The organism is Kitasatospora xanthocidica, from assembly GCF_014656195.1.
Classification (GTDB): Bacteria; Actinomycetota; Actinomycetes; order Streptomycetales; family Streptomycetaceae; genus Kitasatospora; species Kitasatospora xanthocidica.
The window spans coordinates 81,182-100,567 of sequence record NZ_BNBY01000004.1 but is presented as its reverse complement, the minus strand read 5'-3'; the positions used below and the strand labels follow the sequence as shown (position 1 = coordinate 100,567).

The 19,386-nt window shown below is 74.5% G+C and carries 18 protein-coding genes; 10 read left to right on the top strand and 8 right to left on the bottom strand.

Annotation, left to right across the window (positions count from 1 at the left end; all coding sequences use genetic code 11):
• Positions 1-91: 91 nt before the first annotated feature.
• From IE332_RS08795 to IE332_RS08785, 3 genes are all read right to left on the bottom strand, one after another.
• Positions 92-985 (bottom strand): hypothetical protein, encoded by an 894-nt coding sequence (locus IE332_RS08795; protein ID WP_373313688.1) that lies wholly within the window; start codon positions 983-985, stop codon positions 92-94.
• A gap of 173 nt (positions 986-1,158) precedes the next feature.
• Positions 1,159-2,016: a hypothetical protein gene (locus tag IE332_RS08790; protein WP_229928450.1), complete on the bottom strand. Its 858-nt coding sequence runs from the start codon at positions 2,014-2,016 to the stop codon at positions 1,159-1,161.
• A 152-nt stretch (positions 2,017-2,168) separates the two neighbouring features.
• Entirely contained in the window at positions 2,169-2,786 is a 618-nt protein-coding gene (locus IE332_RS08785) for a nucleotidyltransferase family protein (RefSeq protein ID WP_229928449.1), read from the bottom strand.
• A gap of 129 nt (positions 2,787-2,915) precedes the next feature.
• Between IE332_RS08785 and moaA the strand changes: the two genes are divergently transcribed.
• From moaA to IE332_RS08770, 3 genes are all read left to right on the top strand, one after another.
• A complete protein-coding gene (moaA, locus tag IE332_RS08780) occupies positions 2,916-3,911 on the top strand; it encodes a GTP 3',8-cyclase MoaA (RefSeq protein WP_189914787.1) in 996 nt (331 codons plus the stop codon).
• A gap of 152 nt (positions 3,912-4,063) precedes the next feature.
• Positions 4,064-4,840 (top strand): HNH endonuclease family protein, encoded by a 777-nt coding sequence (locus IE332_RS08775; RefSeq protein ID WP_189914785.1) that lies wholly within the window; start codon positions 4,064-4,066, stop codon positions 4,838-4,840.
• A gap of 94 nt (positions 4,841-4,934) precedes the next feature.
• Positions 4,935-6,572, top strand: coding sequence for an alpha/beta hydrolase (locus IE332_RS08770; RefSeq protein WP_189914783.1), 1,638 nt, complete (start codon positions 4,935-4,937; stop codon positions 6,570-6,572).
• A gap of 94 nt (positions 6,573-6,666) precedes the next feature.
• Here IE332_RS08770 and IE332_RS08765 read toward each other — a convergent pair whose 3' ends face one another.
• On the bottom strand, positions 6,667-9,102 hold the full coding sequence (locus IE332_RS08765; RefSeq protein WP_189914781.1) for a glycosyltransferase family 39 protein: 2,436 nt from the start codon (positions 9,100-9,102) through the stop codon (positions 6,667-6,669).
• Between the two features lie 97 nt (positions 9,103-9,199).
• Positions 9,200-10,321: an alpha/beta hydrolase gene (locus IE332_RS08760; protein ID WP_229928448.1), complete on the bottom strand. Its 1,122-nt coding sequence runs from the start codon at positions 10,319-10,321 to the stop codon at positions 9,200-9,202.
• Between the two features lie 152 nt (positions 10,322-10,473).
• Between IE332_RS08760 and IE332_RS08755 the strand changes: the two genes are divergently transcribed.
• The 3 genes from IE332_RS08755 (at position 10,474) to IE332_RS08745 (ending at position 13,860) form a co-directional block, all read left to right on the top strand.
• The gene (locus IE332_RS08755) at positions 10,474-11,394 is read left to right on the top strand and encodes a hypothetical protein (RefSeq protein WP_189914779.1); all 921 of its coding nucleotides are present in this window, start codon (positions 10,474-10,476) and stop codon (positions 11,392-11,394) included.
• 171 nt (positions 11,395-11,565) lie between these two features.
• On the top strand, positions 11,566-13,113 hold the full coding sequence (locus tag IE332_RS42335; RefSeq protein ID WP_189914777.1) for a putative Ig domain-containing protein: 1,548 nt from the start codon (positions 11,566-11,568) through the stop codon (positions 13,111-13,113).
• A gap of 81 nt (positions 13,114-13,194) precedes the next feature.
• Positions 13,195-13,860: an HAD family hydrolase gene (locus IE332_RS08745; protein ID WP_189914776.1), complete on the top strand. Its 666-nt coding sequence runs from the start codon at positions 13,195-13,197 to the stop codon at positions 13,858-13,860.
• A 20-nt stretch (positions 13,861-13,880) separates the two neighbouring features.
• On the opposite strand, the gene IE332_RS08740 is transcribed toward IE332_RS08745, so the two are convergent.
• Positions 13,881-14,624 carry an SDR family NAD(P)-dependent oxidoreductase gene (locus IE332_RS08740; protein WP_189914775.1) on the bottom strand — a complete coding sequence of 248 codons (744 nt, stop codon included), beginning with the start codon at positions 14,622-14,624 and terminating at the stop codon, positions 13,881-13,883.
• A 253-nt stretch (positions 14,625-14,877) separates the two neighbouring features.
• On the opposite strand from IE332_RS08740, the gene IE332_RS08735 reads away from it, so the two are divergent.
• From IE332_RS08735 to IE332_RS08725, 3 genes are all read left to right on the top strand, one after another.
• The gene (locus tag IE332_RS08735) at positions 14,878-15,582 is read left to right on the top strand and encodes a helix-turn-helix transcriptional regulator (RefSeq protein ID WP_308437539.1); all 705 of its coding nucleotides are present in this window, start codon (positions 14,878-14,880) and stop codon (positions 15,580-15,582) included.
• Positions 15,583-15,691: 109 nt separating this feature from the next.
• Positions 15,692-16,405 carry an SDR family oxidoreductase gene (locus tag IE332_RS08730; protein WP_189914773.1) on the top strand — a complete coding sequence of 238 codons (714 nt, stop codon included), beginning with the start codon at positions 15,692-15,694 and terminating at the stop codon, positions 16,403-16,405.
• Positions 16,406-16,517: 112 nt separating this feature from the next.
• Positions 16,518-17,438, top strand: a complete 921-nt coding sequence (locus IE332_RS08725) for an aminoglycoside phosphotransferase family protein (protein WP_229928447.1) — start codon at positions 16,518-16,520, stop codon at positions 17,436-17,438.
• On the opposite strand, the gene IE332_RS08720 is transcribed toward IE332_RS08725, so the two are convergent.
• Positions 17,405-18,244 (bottom strand): nucleotide exchange factor GrpE, encoded by an 840-nt coding sequence (locus tag IE332_RS08720; protein WP_189914771.1) that lies wholly within the window; start codon positions 18,242-18,244, stop codon positions 17,405-17,407. The genes IE332_RS08725 and IE332_RS08720 overlap by 34 nt on opposite strands.
• 72 nt (positions 18,245-18,316) lie before the next feature.
• Between IE332_RS08720 and IE332_RS08715 the strand changes: the two genes are divergently transcribed.
• On the top strand, positions 18,317-18,625 hold the full coding sequence (locus tag IE332_RS08715) for a cupin domain-containing protein (protein WP_189914769.1): 309 nt from the start codon (positions 18,317-18,319) through the stop codon (positions 18,623-18,625).
• A 19-nt stretch (positions 18,626-18,644) separates the two neighbouring features.
• Here IE332_RS08715 and IE332_RS08710 read toward each other — a convergent pair whose 3' ends face one another.
• Positions 18,645-19,340 carry an aspartate/glutamate racemase family protein gene (locus tag IE332_RS08710; protein WP_189914767.1) on the bottom strand — a complete coding sequence of 232 codons (696 nt, stop codon included), beginning with the start codon at positions 19,338-19,340 and terminating at the stop codon, positions 18,645-18,647.
• Positions 19,341-19,386 lie beyond the last annotated feature (46 nt).

Genomic DNA, 19,386 nt, shown 5'->3' with positions numbered 1-19,386 from the left:
GGCGTGGCCGGACCGGGGCATGGCGGTGCCCGGGGATCGGCAAGGCGACCCGGCCGGGGCACTGCTCATCCCCGGCCAGGTTAGGCTCACCTTAGCTGATTGTTCCCCCGGTCTCGCTGGCGATGCGTCCGTCCGGGGGAGGCCCCGGCGCGCGGACGGCACCACGGGGCGTATGGGGCGCGCCCAGCTGGCGCGCGAGCCAGACCGGCACCCCGCCCAGGGCCTGCACCAGCCGGGTCGCCTCGGCGCGCAGCCGCGCGGCCTCGGCCGGCTCGGACACCTCGGCGAGCGCCGCGAGCGCCGGAGCCACCCCCACCGTGAAGCCGAGTTGCTCCCGCAGCCGCAACGAGGCGTCGAAGCCCTCCCGGGCGTGCCCGTGGTCCCCCCGGGCGAGCGCCAGTGCGGCCAGGTGGCGCCAGGTGTACGAGCGCAGCAGTTCGTCGCCGCGCTCGCCGGCCCCCTCGTGCGCCCGCCGGTAGGCGATCCAGGCGGCGCCGCGGTCGCGCAGCAGGTTCTCCGCGACCAGTCCGCGCCGGAAGTCCAGCAGCGGCCGGCCCGGTGCGTCCGGCGGCAGCAGCGCCGAGGTGCGGCCGAGCGCGGCCTGGGCCTCGTCCAGCCGGTCCCGCGGGCCGAGCACGCTCGCCACGTACGCGAGGAAGCCGCGGGCGCAGGCGGCGCCCGCGCGCTGTTCGGTGCCGGCCGCCAGTGCCTCCGCCAGGCGCAGCGCCTGCTCCGCCTGGGGCCAGTTGGCGGCGGTGAACAGGCACTGCTCGATGAGGAGTTCGGCCCGCCCGAGGGCCGCCGCCGGGTCCTGCTCGGCAGCCGGGCGCAACAGTTCGGCGGCCTCCTGCCAGCACCCCCGCGACCTCAGTCGCCACACGGTGTCACCCGGCTCCTCCGCTGCCGCCCGCCCCCGCCCGTCCGGGCCGCTCGGGTCCCATCCGTGCTCCGACAACGCCACCTCCTTGTGTGCGCCATCCAGCATGGGCACGGACCTGCCCCTGGGATCCTGCCGCCACGACCCGTGCGCATGGCGACGGCAGGGCGAAAGGCCCGCGCTGTGGCGGCAATTCAACACGGGGGTGAGCTTGTGCACCAGATCACGAGCGGAGGTTGTTGCTTTCGGCGGAGAAATGATCTAGTGGGGCGTCCCGGCGGTCAGGAGGTCCAGCCGGTCTCCATCAGGGCCTCGGCGGCGCCGTTCGCGGGCTGCGGCACGCCGGCCAGGTCCAGGCTGAACAGGGCGACCAGCAGCTGTTCACCGCGCACGGTGGCCTGGTGCGAATAACCCGCGAGGGTGAACATCGCGGCGGCCATCTCCTCGGCGTGCAGGGTCTGCAGCCACAGGCACTCGACCGACTTCACGTCGGCGGGCTCGGTCCAGGTGTCGACCTGGGCGACCATCCGGCTGCCCAGCAGGGTGACCCCGTCGCGTTCCTGCGCCTCGGTCAGCTCCAGGTCGTCGAAGCCGAGCCACTCCAGGTAGCGGGCGGCGGTGAACACCGCGTCCTGCGAGGTGCGCACCGGGTGCGGGCGGAAGGGCGCGCGGTGGCGGAACGGGCGGGCGCGGCCGGTGGAGCCGCCGGGCACCGCGGGCGGGGCCGGCACCGGCGCGCCCATCGGGTGGGCCGGGTGGGGGCGGGCGGCCTGCGGGCCGGGGGCGGCGAGCGGACCGGCGGTGCCGCTGCCCAGGCGGGTGGTGCGGTCCACCGGCAGCCGGACGGTGGCACCGCAGTTGCAGGTGAACTCGGGCTGCGGCCACTGGTCGGAGCGGCCGCAGTGCGGGCAGCGCATGCTCAGCCAGGAGTCTTCCCAGGAGCGGAAGCGCACCTGCACCGGCACGCCGCCGCGCAGCAGCGGCACCTTGAGCGAGGCCCCGCACGGGCAGGGCAGCGACGGCGGCTCGTACAGGTGCTCGCGGCGGCAGGCGGGGCAGCGGATCGCCCGGGCGGCGGCACCGCCCGCCCCCGGCCGCGTGGGGTCGTGTCCGGTGAAGTCGTCGGGCAGTCCGGCCATCGCGGGCTCCGTCCGTCGGTGTCGGGTGGGTGGGACGATTCCCATGCTCCCCGAAATGTCCGGCGCTGGGCGCGGAATGGGGCAATCCTCAGGGACGGATCAGGGGCCCCCGACCGTCCGGGACGAGGCGGCCTCCCTCCTGAGGGGGACGGTCAGCCGGCGGACCAGCGGGCCAGGTCGGCGGGGGTGTCCAGGTCGTCCGGGACGGCGACGTCGGCGCACTCGACCAGGACGATGTCCGCCGCGTGCGCCGCCAGCAGGGCGCGGGCTCCGGCGTCGCCGGAGGCACCCGCGGCGGCCTCGGCGAAGTGCCGCGCGCCGATCAGCACCGGATGGCCCCGCCGCCCGTGGTACGCCGCCGCGGCCAGGTCGGCGCCCGCCCGGTGCGCGGCCAGCAGCCGGGCCACCGCGGCCGGGGTGACGCCCGGGGTGTCCACCAGCATGACGAGCACCGCGGGGGCCCGCGGCGGCAGCGCGGCCAGGCCCGCCCGCAGTGAGGAGCCCATGCCGTCCGCCCAGTCCGGGTTGGCCACCAGGCGGCAGCCCGGCAGGTGCGCCGTCGCCCGGACCCGCTCGCCCGCCGCGCCCAGCACCACCGTGACGTCCGGGCAGCCGCCGGCCCGGACCACCGCCACCGCGTGCTCCACCAGCGGCCGGCCCCCGTACCGGATCAGCGCCTTGGGCCGGCCGCCGAGGCGCCGCCCGCCCCCGGCGGCGAGCACGAGGGCGGCGACCGGGGCGCCCCCGGGGGGTGTCGGCGTGGTCTGCATGGGCCCAGCCTGCCCCGGCCGGCCGGGGGCGCGCATTGTGGGAATCCACAAGGCGAAGCCGCAGGTCGCGGCCGCTCCCCGGCGGTTCGGCCGCTGGTCTGGCGGGCTCCCGCCGCCTGTACTGGGGCGATGAACACCGCACCGCGCCCGCTGGTGGACCGTTTCGGCCGGGTCCACACCGATCTGCGGGTCTCGCTGACCGACCGCTGCAACCTGCGCTGCACGTACTGCATGCCGGCGGAGGGCCTGGACTGGCTCGCCCGGGCCGAGGTGCTGGACGACGACGAGGTGGTGCGGCTGGTACGGATCGCGGTCGAGCGCCTCGGGGTGGCCTCGGTGCGGCTGACCGGCGGGGAGCCGCTGCTGCGGCGGGGACTGCCGGGGCTGGTCGGACGGCTGGCCGCGCTCGGGGTCGAGCTGTCGTTGACGACCAACGGGATCGGACTGGCGCGGACGGCGGGGGCGCTGCGGGAGGCCGGCCTGGGGCGGGTGAACGTCAGCCTGGACACGCTGCGCCCGGAGCGGTTCGCCGCGATCACCCGGCGGGACCGGCTGGCGGACGTGCTGGCCGGGCTGGCGGCGGCGCGGGCGGCGGGGCTCGGCCCGGTGAAGGTGAACGCGGTGCCGGTCCGGGGGGTGAACGAGGACGAGATCGTGGACCTGGCGGAGTTCGCCGTGGAGCACGGCTACCTGATGCGGTTCATCGAGTCCATGCCGCTGGACGCGCAGGGGAGTTGGGACCGCGCGGCGATGGTGACCGCGGAGGAGGTGCTGGCCGCGCTGGGGGAGCGGTTCGACCTGGTGCCGGTCGGTCGGCGCGGCGCCGCGCCCGCCGAGGAGTGGCGGATCGCCGGCACGGAGGCGGTGGTCGGGGTGATCGCCTCGGTGACCCGGCCGTTCTGCGGGGGGTGCGACCGGGTGCGGCTGACGGCGGACGGGCAGTTGCGCAACTGCCTGTTCGCCACCGAGGAGTCGGACCTGCGGGCGCTGCTCCGGGGCGGGGCGGACGACGCGGCGATCGAGGAGGCCTGGCGGACCTCGGTGGCGGGCAAGGGCCCGGGGCACGCGATCGGCAGCGCGGACTTCGTCCGGCCCGACCGTCCGATGTCCGCCATCGGCGGCTGAGCGGGACTCAGCGTGTGACTCATCGGCGGCTGACCTGGGCCGATGTGAGCTTCGACATGCTTTCCGGGCCCCACGTGGCGTCACCTTGATTCTCCCCGGGGCGGCTGATCTGCTGGTTCGCCGTCAACCCGCCCCGACCCCGGGAGTTCTCCGTGCCCGCCCGCCGCACCACCCTGTCCGCCGCCACCGTGTTCCTGATATGCGCGCTCGCGCTGGTCGGCTGGCTGATCGGCGGCCGCGACCACGGGGCGCCCGACGCCAAGGACGGTGGCGGCGTCGCCGCGCCCGCCGGGAGCCGGGGCACCAGCCCGCTGCAGAACCCGGACGGCACCAAGCCCGGCCTGGCGCCGCTGACCACCGGCGAGGAGCGGAAGGCCGGCCGGGAGGTCATCGCCAAGGTCGCCACCGCCGCCGTCGGCGCCAAGGACGGCTACGACCGCAACGAGTTCGGCCCCGCCTGGACGGACAACGTCGACGGCGTCCCGCTCGGCGGCAACAAGTGCGACACCCGCAACGACCTGCTCGCCCGGGACGGCACCGCCGTCGAGCACAAGGACGGCTCGGACTGCACCGTCACCGCGATGACCATCTGGGACCCGTACACCGGCAAGAGCGTCCAGTGGACCAAGCAGCAGGCGAGCAGGATCCAGATCGACCACGTGATGCCGCTCTCCTACGACTGGCAGATGGGGGCGAGCGCGTGGGACAGGGCCAAGCGCGTCCGGATCGCCAACGACCCGCTCAACCTGATCCCCGCCGACGGCTCGCAGAACGCCTCCAAGGGCGACTCCGGCCCTGCCGCCTGGCTGCCCGCCGACACCGGGATCCGCTGCTCGTACGCCGTCCGCTTCGCCCAGGTCTCGCTGAAGTACCAGCTGCCCGTCACCGAGGCCGACAAGAAGGCCATGCTGCAGCAGTGCGGCGGCTGACGAAACGATACGCCCGGGCCGTGGAAGGCGGGCACGATGTGCCCCGGGCTCGGACCGGGCCCGGGGCAGGTGGTATTCGTGGGCGGTGGCCCCGATGATCTCCCGAGCTCCCCGCCCCCCGCACCCTCCCCGGTCGCCCCGGCTCGCCCGGCGCACCCGCGCGCCGCGGCTCCCCGGACGCGCCCTGCCCGGACGCGCCCTGCCCGCGCTCGCCCTCGCCGCCGCGCTCGCCCTGGTCGGCGGCTGCACCGGCTCCGGAGGCCCGGGCCGCACGGACGCCCGGCCCCCGCTCGACGACCTGGTCGCCGCCACCGCCGACCCGGCCCTGCGCGCCCTCTACGCCCAGCGGATCGACTGGCGGCCCTGCCCCGACGCGGGTGCCGACGCCGACGGCCCGGCCGTCGAGTGCGGCACCCTCACCGTCCCGCTGGACTACGCCGACCCCGGCGGCCGCACCATCGGCGTCGCCCTCGCCCGCAAACCCGCCGCCGACCGGGACGAACGGATCGGCGCCCTGCTGGTCAACCCCGGCGGCCCCGGCAACTCCGGCGTCGGCATGGTCCGTTGGGACTGGCAGGGCTACCTCGGCCCGCTGCACGACCGCTTCGACCTGGTCGGCTTCGACCCGCGCGGCGCCGGGGACACCACCCCCGTCCACTGCCTGGACGACCGCACCCGCGACGAGTGGAACGCCACCGACGACCCCGGCTACGACCACGGCCGGATCCTCGCCGACGCCTGCCGCGCGGCCCACGCCGACCAGCTCCCGCACCTCGGCACCCGCGACAGCGCCCGCGACCTCGACGTCCTGCGCGGCGCCCTCGGCGAACGCAGGCTCGACTTCCTCGGCCTCTCCTACGGCACCCACCTCGGCGCGCTCTACGCCGAGGAGTTCCCCGACCGCACCGGCCGGCTCGTGCTCGACGGCGCCGTCGAGCACGGCACCGACCCGATGCGGCTCGACGTCGAGGCCGCCGCCGCGGCCGAGGACGCCTTCCGCGCCTTCGCCACCGGCTGCGCCACCGACGACGCGGACACCTGCCCGCTCGGCACCGACCCGGCCGCCGCCCCGCAACGCCTCGCCGACTTCCTCGACGGTCTGCGCACCCACCCGCTGCGCGCCGACGACGGCCGCACCCTCACCGCCGCCCTCGGCTGGACCGCCACCCTCAACGTCCTCTACGACGGCCACCGCTCCTGGTCCCGGCTGCGCGACGCCCTCGCACCGGCCCTCGGCCAAGGCGCCGGCGACGCCCTGCTCGAACTCGCCGACGGCGCCAACGGCCGCGGCCAGGACGGCCGTTACACCACCGCCGCGGATGCCTACGCGGCCATCTCCTGCGCGGACCTCCCTGCACCCACTGAGGACCGGCTGCGCCCCGCCCTCGCCGACCTCGCCGCCCGGGCCCCGCTGACCGGCCGGCACAACCCCCTGACCACCCTGCTCGCCCCGGACTGCCGCCCCTGGCCGTACCGCACGCCCGAACGCCCGCACCCGGTCCGGGCCCCCGGCAGCGCCCCGATCCTGGTGATCGGCTCCACCGAGGACCCGGTCACCCCGTACCCGTGGGCGCAGCGGCTGGCCGCCGGGCTGGCCCACGGCGTGCTGCTGACCAGGGAGGGCGACGGGCACACCGCGTACGACAAGAGCGCCTGCGTGCGGACGGCCGTCGCCGGGTTCCTGGTGGACGGCCGGATGCCGGCGGCGGGCACGCACTGCGCGTCCGACTGAGCACGGCGGAGGGGGCGCGCCGCGCGAACGCGGCACGCCCCCTCGGGGACCGTCGGGAACGGTCGGGAGCCGTCGGGAACCGTCGTGGCCGGGGTCAGGAGGCCGGGGCCGTCAGGTCGTAGAACGTGGCCGAGCCGACCGTCCTGGCGGTGAAGTGGGCGGCCACCCAGGACTCGATCTGCGCGCTCTCCGACTCCTGCCGCTCGCCGCCGCTCGCGTCGCCGCCCGTGGTGCCCGTGGTGCCCGTGGTGCCCGTGGTGCCCGTTCCGCCGAAGCCGCCCGCACCACCGCCGAAGCCGCGGGAGCCGCCGGCGATGAACCAGTGGACCTTGCCCTCCTGGACGTACTTCTGGAAGCCGGCCAGGGTCAGCGACGGGTCGGTGCCGTTGAAGCCGCCGAGGGCCATCACCGGTTCACCGGTGGCGAGTTGGTAGCTGGCGGCGTTCTGCGAGCCGACCGTGGCGGCCGCCCAGGTGTAGTGGTCGGCGTTCTCCTTGAGCAGGTTCGCCGCCTCGTCGCTCACCTTGGTGCCGCCGAGCAGGCCGCCCATGCCGCCACCGCCCATGCCGCCGGGAACGCCGGGGACGGTGCCGTTGCCGGTACGGCCGTTGGTCCCGTCCGTGCCACGCTGGTGCCGCCCGTTCCCCTGGTCGGAGCCGGAGCCCGAACCGCCGCCGGAGAAGCCGGGGAACCCACCGGGGAAGCCCCCGCCGTTCTGCCCGCGCGGTGCCTGGCCGCCACCGGGGAAGCCCTGCTGGCCGCCCGGGCCGCCGCCCGGGAACCCCTGGCGGCCCGGGAAGCCCTGGCCGCCCTTGCGCCCGCCGCCGCCCGGCCCGAACGCACCCTTCACGCCCGGCCCGGCGGTCACGATCGAGCCGGTGTGCGCCGTGTTGACGGTGTCCACCGCGTACGCGGCCGGACCGCCGAGCGCCGCCGCCAGACCGACCAGGCCCGCCACCGAGGCGATCCGCGCACCGGCCCGTCCGGCGGTCCGCCCGGCGAACTGCCCGGCGACCAGCGCGACCGCCGCCACCAGCCCGCCGACCAGCACCGCCCAGCGCAGCCACGGCACGAAGCCCGAGGTGCGGCCGAGCAGGACGAACGCCCAGACCGCCGTCACCGCGAGCGTCCCGGCCAGCACCAGCGCCCAGGGCAGCCGGTGCCGGGCCCGCCACAGCCCGTCCACGCCCATGCCGACCAGCGCCGCCACGGCCGGGGCCAGGGCCACCGTGTAGTACTGGTGGAAGATCCCGGACATGAAGCTGAAGATCAGCGCGGTGGAGAGCAGCCAGCCGCCCCAGACCAGGAACGCCGCGCGGGCGGTGTCGGTGCGGGCGTACCGGCGGGTCGCCCAGAGGCCGACCAGCAGCAGGATCAGCGCGGCCGGGAGCAGCCAGGCGATCTGCCCGCCGACGTCCGTGCCGAACATCCGGGTGAGGCCGGTCTCGCCCCAGCCGCGGCCGCCGCCGCGCGTCGCACCGCCCGGCAGGTCGAGCCCGGCCGGCATCCGTCCGCCGCCGCCGACGCTGCCGCGCTCGTTGCCGTCCACCCGGCCGAGGCCGTTGTAGCCGAAGGTGAGCGAGAGGAAGCTGTTGTCCTGCGAGCCGCCGACGTACGGGCGGGCCGAGGCGGGCATCAGCTCGACGATCGCGACCCACCAGCCGCCGGAGACCAGCAGCGCCACGCCCGCCAGCAGGGTCTGCCGCACCCGCCGCCAGAAGCCGGTGGGCGCCACGACCAGGTAGATCACCGCGAACGCGGGCAGGATCAGGAACGCCGCCAGGGTCTTGGTGAGGAAGGCGAAGCCGAACATGACCCCGATGAACAGCAGCCACTTGGTGCTCGCCGCCTCGACCGCCCGCACCATGCCGTACGCGGCGAGCGTCAGCAGCAGCACCAGCAGCGCGTCCGGGTTGTTGAAGCGGAACATCAGCGCCGCCACCGGGGTGAGCGCCAGCGCGGCGCCCGCCAGCAGGCCGCCGAGCGGGGAGAAGCGGCGGCGCACCGTCGCGTAGAGCACGCCGACGGTGGCCGCGCCCATCAGCGCCTGCGGGGCCAGCACCGACCAGGAGGAGAGGCCGAAGATCCGCGCCGAGAGCGCCATCGGCCACAGCGCGGCCGGGGGCTTGTCGACGGTGATGAAGTTCCCGGCGTCGGAGGAGCCGAAGAAGAGGGCCTTCCAGCTCTGGGAGCCGGCCTGGACGGCGGCCGAGTAGAAGGCGTTGGCCCAGCCGGAGGCACTCAGGCCCCACAGGTAGAGGACGGCGGTCGCGGCCAGCAGCGCCAGCAGGGCCGGGCGCACCCAGCGCGGGTCGTCCGCGCGCCCTCGCCAGGCCCTGGCCGGGAGGGTGCGCAGCCGGCCGGACCAGGAGGCGGGGCCCTTGGGGCCGGCGGGCGGCAGGGGCTGCTCGGGGAAGAGCGGTGCCGGGTCCGGCCGGGCGGGGCCCGGCTGCGGGACCTCCGGCGGCGGGTGGTTCGCGGCCTCGGGCCACGGGTCGCCGGCCGGAGGTGAGTAGCTGCTCGTGGTCATGCGCCATACGGTGGGTGGCGCGGCTGAGAGGACCGTGAGACGGGGCTGTGAGCCGGGTGTGATCTGCCGGGCTTCAGGGCTTCAGGGCTTCAGGGCCTCAGGCGGCCGGCGGCATGCTGAGGTGGGTGCCCAGCCACTCCAGCGCCGGGGGGATCTCCCGGGTCCAGGTGTGGAAGTTGTGGCCGGCGGTGTCCAGGGTGATGGTGGACATCTTCGTCGGGGCCTTGAAGGCCGCGACCATGGCCTTGGTCTCGTCGTAGTTGTTCTCGTCGTAAGCGGTGGTCAGCAGCAGCGAGACCGGGGCGGGCGGCTGGTTCTTCAGCCGCCACAGCAGGTCGTTCTCCTGCTTCAGCCGGGCGTCGCCGCCGAACAGCTCGCCGGTGCTCGGGTCGTGGGCGGCGCTGTAGTAGCCGGAGAGCGCGATCGCCGCCGGGTAGGAGTCCGGCTTGCGCAGCGCGAACTTGAGCGCGCAGTAGCCGCCGGTGGAGTTGCCGATCACGGCGCGGTTGGCCGGGTCGGTGCCGATCCGGTAGGTGCCGGCGAGGGCCTTGGGCAGGTCGGTGGTGAAGAAGGTCTCCACCTGCGGACCGTTCGGCACGTCCACGCACTCGGTGTCCCGGTTGCCGACCAGGGTGGGGCGGGTCATCACCAGGATCGTCGGCGGCAGCTTCTTCTGCTCGATCGCGTTCAGGGTGGAGGCCGGGTACTGCATCAGCGAGATCAGCTTCTCCGGGGTGCCCGGGTAGCCGGTGAGCACCAGGGCCATCGGGAAGCGCTGCTTGGCGAAGTCCGGCTGGAAGTACTGCGGCGGCAGGTAGACGTACGCCTCGGTGCTCAGACCGCTGCCCGCCCCTTTGACGGCGACCTGCTGGATCAGGCCGGAGCGCTGCGGGTCCGAGCCCTGGGCGGAGTAGAAGCTCTGCTGACCGGTGACGGCCACCCCGGCGGCGTTCGGCGTGTGGTCGACCACCGTGCCGAGCTTGCCGCTGGTGCCGAGCAGGTCGGTCCAGGAGCTGTAGAAGCCGAAGTAGCTGTTGGCGACCAGGCCCATCGCCACCAGTACCGCGACCTGGGTGGCCAGGAAGGCGCCGATCCGGCCCAGCCAGGACTTCCAGCCCTTCCCGCCGAACCGCGGCCAGAGCCACATGGTGGCGGCGAAGACGACGATCGCGATGACCGCGGCGATGATCTGGAGCGGGAGTCCGGTGAGGCTGAGCACGTGCCCGATCGTAGTTGACCCCGACGGGCGGCCCGGGGCGGGCCCTTCGGGCGATCGTTCGAACGCGGTTGACGGGGGTGGTTCGTACTCGGCAGCATGTCGGCTCGTGTACGCGTGGGGAGCGCGTGCCGGATGACGGCAGGGGTGGGGTCGTGAAGTCCGTGGGGTCCGTGTTCAGGTCCGGCTCGGTCATCGGTGGGGTGCTGCTGCTCGCGGCGTGCTCGGGCGGCGGGGGCGGGGGCGGGAGCGCTGCGCCGAGCGTGTCGGCGACGGCCGCGCCGACGCCGTACGGTACGACCCTCGACCAGGCCCTCGCACCGATCAACGCCGGTCTGGGGAAGGTGGCTGCGGCCAAGACCGTGACCGAGCTCGGTTCCGCGCTCGCCACCGTCGAGTCCGACGCCGACCGCGCCGCGCGCAGCCTGAACGCCACCGGAACGCCCGCCGGGGCCGAGGCGGCGCGCACCGAGCTGGTGAACGGCCTGAACGCGCTCTCCTCCGAGGCGCTGTCGATTCGCGTCGAACTCAAGGACAAGAAGCTGTGCACCGTCGGTGTCGTTCAGGCTCGGCTGGGCGCCGGTCAGGGGCTGGTGGCGGTCCCGGCAGCCCTGGCCAAGCTGGCGACGGCCGGTTACCAGGCCGCCTTCACCGTCCCGGAACTGCCCAAGCCGCAGCCGCAGCCGCGGTCCCTGGAGAACGGCGCGGTGGTCCGCGACGGGGGGAACAGCGGCAAGGGCACGCTGAAGTTCAACAACAACGGCTCGACGGACGCCGTCTTCATGCTCGCGGCCGACGGCAAGGCGGTGGCCTCGGCGTACGCGGTCAAGGGACAGGTGGCCACCATCGAGGGCGTCAAGGCCGGGGCGTACGACATCTACTACACCAGCGGGGTGGACTGGGACTCCGAGGCGAAGCAGTTCACGCAGAGCTGTCAGTTCGTCAAGGTGGGGGACAAGCACGAGTTCGCACCGGACGGAGGCGGGACGATCTGGACCGTCAAACTCCGCGCGGAGGACGGCAAGGGCAATGCCAAGGCCGAGAGTCAGACCGTCTACTCGGCTCCGCAGCCGTAGCACGTAACGGGCATACCGGGACGGGTGGTTGCCGCCGGTGGCACAACAGGCGACGAGGAGTGGCGAGTTCGGCCAGAACGGTTGACCCTGTTGAAGTGGCCATGGCACTTTCGTGCGGCGCGGGCGTCGACGACCAGTCGTACACCCCCGCGATCCCCCACAAGGAGAGCCATGTTCAGAAGACTTGTCGCGGTGGCCGGTACGAGCGCCGTCGTCGCGGGCGGGCTGGCCTTCGCCGCCGCCCCCGCACACGCCGTCCAGGCGGCCGACCTGACGGCCACCATCGCCCTGAGCAACTGCTCGGCCTCGCTGGTCCGTTACCCCACCTCGGTGGCCGGCGACCGGGCGCTGATGCTCACCAACGGGCACTGCCTGCCCACCATGCCCTCGGCCGGTCAGGTCATCCAGAACGTCAGCGCCAGCCGCAGCGGCACCCTGCTCGACGGCGCGGGCAACAGCCTCGGCACCGTCCAGGCCGACAAGGTCCTCTACGGGACGATGACCGGCACCGACGTCGCGCTCTACCAACTCACCGACACCTACGGCTCGATCAGCTCCAAGTACGGCGTCACCGCGCTGACCGTCGACGACGCGCACCCGGTCGACGGCGCCGCGATGTACATACCCTCCTCGTACTGGAAGCAGGTCTGGAACTGCTCCGTCAACGGGTTCGTGCCCACCCTCCGCGAGGACGAGTGGACCTGGCACGACTCGCTGCGCTACAGCTCCGGCTGCAACACCACGCACGGCACCTCCGGTTCGCCGATCGTCTCCTCCGCCAGCGGGCGGATCATCGGCATCAACAACACCGGCAACGACGACGGCGCCATGTGCACCCTCAACAACCCGTGCGAGGTGGCGGCCGACGGCACCACCAAGGCCGTCAAGGGCCAGAGCTACGGCGAGGAGACCTACTGGTTCACCACCTGCCTGAACTCCAGCCGGGCCATCGACCTCAACGTGGCCGGCTGCCTGCTCACCAAGCCGGCCGGCAGCGGCGCCGTCTCGGTGACCAACCCCGGTGACGTGTCCACCGCCGTCAACGCCGCGGTCAACCTGCAGATCAACGCCTCCGGCGGCACCGCTCCGCTGACCTACTCGGCCACCGGTCTGCCGGCCGGTGTGTCGATCAACGCCTCCACCGGTCTGATCACCGGCACCCCGACCACCGGGGGCGTCTCCAGCGTCACCGTGACGGTCAAGGACGCGGCCGGCAAGACCGCTTCCGCGACCTTCAACTGGAACGTCTACGGCAGCGAGGGCTCCTGCATCCCGGCGCAGCTGCTCGGCAACGCGGGCTTCGAGACCGGTTCCGCCTCGCCGTGGACGTCGAGCTCCGGCGTGGTGGACAACAGCGCCAGCCAGGCCGCGCACGGCGGTTCGTGGAAGGCGTGGATGGACGGCTACGGCTCCAGCCACACCGACTCGCTGTCGCAGACGGTGACCATCCCGAAGGGCTGCAAGGCCACGCTGAGCTTCTGGCTGCACGTCGACACCGCGGAGACGGGCAGCACGGCGTACGACAAGCTGACCGTGTCGGTCAACGGCACCGCGCTGAAGACCTACTCCAACGTGGACGCCGCGGCCGGCTACCAGCAGCGCACCTTCGACCTGTCGGCCTACGCGGGCCAGTCGGTCACCGTGAAGTTCAACGCGGTCGAGGACACCTCGCTGCAGACCAGCTTCGTGATCGACGACACCGCCGTCCAGACCGCCTGACGCGCCACCCCGCCCACAGGGGCCCGGCGGCCACCGCCGCCGGGCCCCTGAGCGGGTGGGGGCCGCGCCTAAGCTGGGCGGATGAGCGAGCCGATAGAACTGGTGATATTCGACTGCGACGGCGTGCTGGTGGACAGCGAGGTGATCGCCGTGCGGGTGCTGGTGCGGTTGGGGGAGGAGTACGGCTGGGCGCTGGGTGAGGCGGAGGCGATCGAGCGGTTCGTCGGGCGTTCGGAGGCGGCCAACCACGCGACGGTGGCCGAGCGGTTGGGGGAGGAGACGGCGACGGTGTGGGACAAGCGGTTCCGCGAGCTGCACGCCGAGGCCGTGGACGCCGGGCTGACGCCGGTGGACGGGCTGCCCGAGGCGCTGGCCGCGATCACCCTGCCCACCTGCGTGGCCTCCAGCGGGCCGCACGAGAAGATGCGGCACACCCTCGGGCGGACCGGCCTCCACGACCGTTTCGCCGGGCGGATCTTCAGCGCCACCGACGTCGGCCGCGGCAAGCCCGCGCCCGACCTGTTCCTGCACGCCGCGCGTTCGATGGGCGTCGACCCGGCCGCCTGCGTCGTGGTCGAGGACAGCCTGCCCGGCGTCCAGGCCGCCCGCGCCGCCGGGATGCGCGCGCTCGGCTACGCCGGCGGGATCACCCCGGCGGAGCGGCTGGCCGGCCCCGGCACGGTGGTCTTCACGGACATGCGAGAGCTGCCCGGCCTGATCGCGGCGGGGGCGGTCCGGCAGGGGTGAGCCACCAGGCCAGAGGTGAGCTACCAGGAGTGGTGGCCGCCCTCCGGGTGGAGGAAGACCCCGGTCGGCCCGGTCGCCGCCTCCCCGAGCTGCCGGGCGATGCGGCGGCCGCCCTCCTCCGCGCTGGAGTGCCCGCTGTGCCCGTTGAGGTCGGTCGCGCAGTACCCCGGCTCCAGCGCGCTGACCTTGATGCCGCTGTCGCGCAGCGCCCGGGCGTAGATCAGGGTGACGGCGTTGAGCGCGGCCTTGGAGGAGTTGTAGGCGAGCAGGGTCGCGTGTTCCCAGAACGGGGAGTCCGGGTCGGACAGGAGGGCGAGGCTGCCGAGGCCGCTGGAGACGTTGCCGATCAGCCCCGACGGTGATTCGCGCAGCAGGGGCAGCATGGCGTTGGTGACGGTCACGACGCCGAAGACGTTGGTCTCGTACGCCTCGCGCATGGCCTCGACGGGCAGTTCCTCCGGTGTGCGCCGCCAGTCCGGGGCGACGCCGGCGTTGTTGACGAGGATGTCCAGCCGGCCGTACTCGGCGGTGATCAGCGCGGCCGCGGCGGCGGCCGTCGCGGGGTCGGTGACGTCCAGGTGGACGGGGCGGGCGTCGAGGCCCCGGGCGGTGAGCCCGGCGGCGGCCGCGGTGCCGCGCTCGGGGTCGCGGGCGCCGATCAGTACGGTGTGCCCGGCGCGGGCGAGTTCTCCGGCGGTGGCGAGGCCGATGCCCTTGGTGGCGCCGGTGATCAGGACGATGCGGTGCTGGGGTGCGGTGGTCATGGGCTCCACCCTGGCCGGGCGGCACACGGGCCGGGAGAGCACTGTCGAGGGTGGTACCGGCGGTGCCATGGTGGGCGAGGGCCCGGCCGGGCCAGACTGGGGGCGTGGAACACATGGACCGGGCGGAGCTGGCCGCCTTCCTGCGGCGCTGGCGCGCCCGGGTCCAGCCGGCCGACGTCGGCCTGCCGGCCGGCGAGCGGCGCCGCACCCCGGGCCTGCGCCGCCAGGAGGTGGCCAGCTCGCGGGGATGTCGGTGGAGTACTACATCCGCCTCGAACAGGGCCGGGGGCCGCGGCCGTCCCGCCAGATGATCGGGGCGATCAGCCGGGCGCTGCGGCTCTCCGACGACGAACGCGCCCACCTGCACCACCTGGTGGGCGAGCCGCCGCTGCCGCCGTCCGGGCCGGCCCGTGACGTGCGGCCGGGGGTCCTGCACCTGCTCGACCGGCTGGACGACACCCCGGCGATGGTCTGCAGCGCGGCCCGGGACGTCCTCGCCTGGAACGCCATGGCGGCCGCACTGCTCGGCGACTTCTCCGCCCTGCCGCCCGGCGAGCGCAACCTGATCTGGCGCTTCTTCACCGACCCGGACACGCGCGCCCGCCACGACCCCGCCGGCCAGGCCGGGTTCGCCCGCCGCGCGGTCGCCGACCTGCGGTCCGCCGCGGCCCGCTACCCCGCCGACAGCGCCCTGCGGGCCCTGGTCGAGCGGCTGCTCGCGCACAGCGCCGAGTTCCGGGCGCTGTGGGCGCGGCAGGACGTCGAGGTCCGCCGTTCGACCCGCAAGCGGCTCCTCCACCCGGTGGTCGGCCCGCTCGACCTGGACTGCGAGGCGCTGCACGACCCGCACCGCGACCAGTGGACGATCTTCTACACCGCCGCCCCCGGCACGCCCTCGCACGCGGCGCTGCGGCTGCTGAAGGTGGTGGGCAGTCAGGACCTCGCGGTCCGGGAGTGAGTGGGCGCGGGGGCGGGGGCGGAGGTGGGCCCGGATTCATGCCCGGGCGGTATCAATGCGTGCGGAAGGGCATTGGACGCCCCGCCGCGGCGGCTCGGAGACTCGACCCATGACCGACACCCACCTCACGGCCGACGGGCGCGGGACCGCCCTCGTCGTCGGCGCCTCCCGTACCCTCGGCCTCGGCATCGCCGCCGAGTACCTCCGCCGCGGCTGGGACGTCATCGGCACCGTGCGCGGCGGCCACCGCACCGCCCTGCACGACCTGGCGGACGCCGCCGGCGGGCGCCTCACCGTCGAGTCGCTGGAGATGACCGATCCGGCGCAGATCGCGGCCCTGCGCGACCGGCTGGCCCGGCGCAGCCTCGACCTGCTCTTCGTCAACGCCGCCGTCACCCGCGGTGACCTGCCGATCGGCGAGGTGTCGACGGAGATGTTCACCGAGGTCATGGCCACCAACGCGCTCGGCCCGATGCGGGTCGTGGAGACGCTCGGCCCGCTGGTCCCGCCGACCGGGACGATCGGCGTGATGTCCTCCGACCAGGGCAGCGTCTCGCTGAACACCGAGGGCGGGCAGGACCTGTACCGGGCGAGCAAGTCCGCGCTGAACCAGCTGATGCGCTGCTACGCCGTCCGCCAGGCCGGTGGCACGCGCAGCCTGCTGCTGATGGACCCGGGCTGGGTCCGCACCGAACTCGGGGGCATGGAGGCCGAGTTGAGCGTGGAGGAGAGCGTTCCCGGCGTGGTGGAGACGATCGAGCGCCATCGCGGCGAGCCCGGACTGCGGTTCCTGGACCACACGGGCGCGGTCGTGCCCTGGTAGACGGCGCCGCCCCACCGCCCGTCCTCGCCCGCCCGCAGCGACCCGGCCCGCGGGCGAGGACGGGCCCGAATTCGGTTGCCGGGCGCGCCGTTCGGCGGCAGGGTGGGTCGCCATGTCCTCCTCCCGCACGATGCACGCCGACGAACTCGACATCGACGAGGCCCTCGTCCGCCGGATGGTCGCCGCCCGGTTCCCGCACTGGGCGGGCCTGTCGGTGGAGCCGGTGGCCACTGTCGGGACCAGCAACGCGATGTACCGGCTGGGCCCGGACCTGGTGGTGCGGATCCCGCGGATCCCGGGGGCCGTCGAGGACATCGCGAAGGAGTGCGTCTGGCTGCGGCGCCTCGCCCCGCAGCTGCCGGTCGCGGTGCCCGTGCCGCTGGCCCAGGCCGGGCCGGTGGACGACTGTCCGTGGCCCTGGTCGGTCCTGCGCTGGCTGGACGGTGCCAACCCGGTGGCCGGGCGGGTGGCCGAACCGGCCCTGCTGGCAGCCGACTTGGCGGCCTTCGTGACCGCGATGCGAGGGATCGACCCGGCCGGTGGCCCCGCCTCCTACCGCAGCGAGCCGCTGTCGGAGCGGGACGGCGCGGTCCGGACGGCGCTCGCGGCCCTGGCGGACGTCGTCGACGCCGGGGCGGCGGCCGCCGTCTGGGAGGAGGCGCTCCGCGCCCCCGGGCACCCCGGTCCGCCGGTCTGGATCCACGCCGACCTGCAGCCCGGCAACCTGCTGGTGGACGACCGCGGCCGGTTGAGCGCCGTCATCGACTTCGGCTGCGCGGGCCTCGGTGACCCGGCGGTGGACCTGATCACCGCCTGGTACGTGCTGCCCGCGCCGGCCCGCGCCGGCTTCCGGGCGGCCGTGGCCGCGGACGACGCCGCCTGGGCCCGCGGCCGGGGCTGGGCGCTGTCCGTCGCCCTGCTGGAACTCGCCTACTACCGGGAGAGCAACCCGCGGATGACGGGCATCGCCCGGTACGTGATCCGCGAGCTGCTCGCCGATCAGGCCTCGCCGGCCGGCAGCCGCCACTCGTAGGGGAACAGGTCGTCCTCCCAGCCGGGTGAGGAGGCCAGGTCGGCGGCCGCCCGCGGGGTGCGCAACAGGCAGCGGTGGCGCAGCAGTTCGCGCCGCTCGGCGGGGGTCAGCAGGCGTTCCTCGGGGCCGAGGTCCTGGTAGTGGCCGAGCTCGGGGCGGCCGTCGACCGAGCCGTTCTCGGCGACGTTGAGGTGGTCGCCGCCGGGGGTGCGGTAGTCGAGACGGAAGTCCGTGCTCCACTGGGAGTTGCTGCCCCAGCCCTGGGACAGGTCGCGGGTGGGCCGGTCGGCGCGGCGGAACGTCCAGTAGAGCGGGAAGCGGTCGGCCACCCCGCGTTCGGCGTGTGCGGCTCCGGCCCGGACCCGCACGCCGGCGCGGCCGAACAGCAGCTCGCCCAGCATCAGCCCGGGGTGGCGGACCTCCAGGACCTCGATCGGCGTCTGCCGGTCCGCGGCCTGCTCGACCTCGACGATCTCGTGCAGGAAGGGGTCGAAGGGCCCGGCCCCGTCGAACGGTGTCATGCCGAGGGCGGTGAACAGACGCAGCCGGGCGCTGAGGGAACCGACGGGGTCGAGCAGCAGGAGGTCGGCGACCCGGCCGAGGGCGTAGAGCTCCTCCAGCAGGGCGGGCCCGCCGCGCTCCTCGTCGGCCCACCAGCCGGAGTGGGCGGCGGCGGTCCGCAGGCGTTCGCGGTAACCGGGGGCGGCGGCCTGGCCGAGCCAGCGGTCGATGTCGTCCTGGCAGGGCTCGTCCTGGCGGGGCCCGTCGTGGTCGAGCAGGTCGTGGTAGAGGGTGCGTGCCTTCACCGGAGCGATCCTGGTGAGGTTTTACCGAACGGTCAACCAACGGCCCGCCCGGGTTGGGTAGCGTCCAGGGCCATGAGCTTGGTCGATGTGAACGAGCGGGCGGCACGGCTGCCCGAGGCCTGGCGGTCCCAGGTGCTGGGCCGGGTCGGGACGACGGCGGTGAAGGTCCTGCGGATGGACGGGCGGGAGCTGGAGCCGGAGGTGCACGGGACGGCCGAGGCGCTGTTCGTCGCCGAGGGGAGCCTCGAACTCCTGGTGGACGGCGAGGAGTCGACCGTACGGACCGGCGAGCTGTACGTCGTCCCGGCCGGTGCGCGGCACGCGGTGCGGGCGGGCAGCCGGGGGACCCTGCTGATCGTGGAGGTGCCGGAGGAGGAGTGACAAAGGACCGGGGGCGGAGTCAGCGGCCGTCGAGGGCGGCGGCCACGGCAGCCTCGGCGTGCAGCCGGGCGGTGGGGAACAGCGGCACGGGGCTGTCCTCCTGACGGACCAGCAGCTCGATCTCGGTGCAGCCGAGGACGATGCCCTCCGCGCCGGCCGCCACCAGTTCGCCGATCACCCGACGGTAGGCCGCCCGGGACTCCTCCCGGACCACCCCGAGGCAGAGCTCCTGGTAGATCACCCGGTGGACCAGGGCGCGCGCGTCGGTGTCCGGGACGAGGACGTCGAGGCCGCCGGAGGCCAACCGGCCCCGGTAGAAGTCCTGTTCCATGGTGAACGCCGTCCCCAGCAGCCCGACCCGGCGCAGCCCGGCGGCCCGTACGGCGTCCGCCGTGGCGTCGGCGAGGTGCAGCAGGGGGACGGAGACCGCCGCCGCCACCTGGTCGGCGACCTTGTGCATGGTGTTGGTGCAGATCAGCAGGAGTTCCGCGCCGGCCGCCTCCAGGGACCGAGCCGCGCCGGCCAGGACCTTCCCGGCCTCCTCCCACCGCCCGGCCGTCTGCAGCCGCTCGATGTCGGCGAAGTCGACCGAGTGGAGGACGAGGCGGGCGGAGTGCAGTCCGCCGAGGCGGTCGCGGGTGAGTTCGTTGAGGAGGCGGTAGTACTCGGCGGTGGATTCCCAGCTCATGCCGCCGATCAGGCCCAGGGTCTTCATGCCGCCCTTTATAAGCCAGTATCGACAATCAATGCAATTGTATAAG

Bases quoted from the DNA above. Each gene is read 5' to 3' on its own strand.
- IE332_RS42335 (WP_189914777.1), top strand. From the start codon at position 11,566: ATGTTCAGAAGACTTGTCGCGGTGGCCGGTACGAGCGCCGTCGTCGCG.
- IE332_RS08725 (WP_229928447.1), top strand. From the start codon at position 16,518: ATGTCCTCCTCCCGCACGATGCACGCCGACGAACTCGACATCGACGAG.
- IE332_RS08790 (WP_229928450.1), bottom strand. From the start codon at position 2,016: ATGGCCGGACTGCCCGACGACTTCACCGGACACGACCCCACGCGGCCG.
- moaA (WP_189914787.1), top strand. From the start codon at position 2,916: ATGAACACCGCACCGCGCCCGCTGGTGGACCGTTTCGGCCGGGTCCAC.
- IE332_RS08765 (WP_189914781.1), bottom strand. From the start codon at position 9,102: ATGACCACGAGCAGCTACTCACCTCCGGCCGGCGACCCGTGGCCCGAG.
- IE332_RS08715 (WP_189914769.1), top strand. From the start codon at position 18,317: ATGAGCTTGGTCGATGTGAACGAGCGGGCGGCACGGCTGCCCGAGGCC.
- IE332_RS08770 (WP_189914783.1), top strand. From the start codon at position 4,935: ATGATCTCCCGAGCTCCCCGCCCCCCGCACCCTCCCCGGTCGCCCCGG.
- IE332_RS08785 (WP_229928449.1), bottom strand. From the start codon at position 2,786: ATGCAGACCACGCCGACACCCCCCGGGGGCGCCCCGGTCGCCGCCCTC.
- IE332_RS08795 (WP_373313688.1), bottom strand. From the start codon at position 985: ATGCTGGATGGCGCACACAAGGAGGTGGCGTTGTCGGAGCACGGATGG.
- IE332_RS08740 (WP_189914775.1), bottom strand. From the start codon at position 14,624: ATGACCACCGCACCCCAGCACCGCATCGTCCTGATCACCGGCGCCACC.
- IE332_RS08730 (WP_189914773.1), top strand. From the start codon at position 15,692: ATGACCGACACCCACCTCACGGCCGACGGGCGCGGGACCGCCCTCGTC.
- IE332_RS08745 (WP_189914776.1), top strand. From the start codon at position 13,195: ATGAGCGAGCCGATAGAACTGGTGATATTCGACTGCGACGGCGTGCTG.
- IE332_RS08710 (WP_189914767.1), bottom strand. From the start codon at position 19,340: ATGAAGACCCTGGGCCTGATCGGCGGCATGAGCTGGGAATCCACCGCC.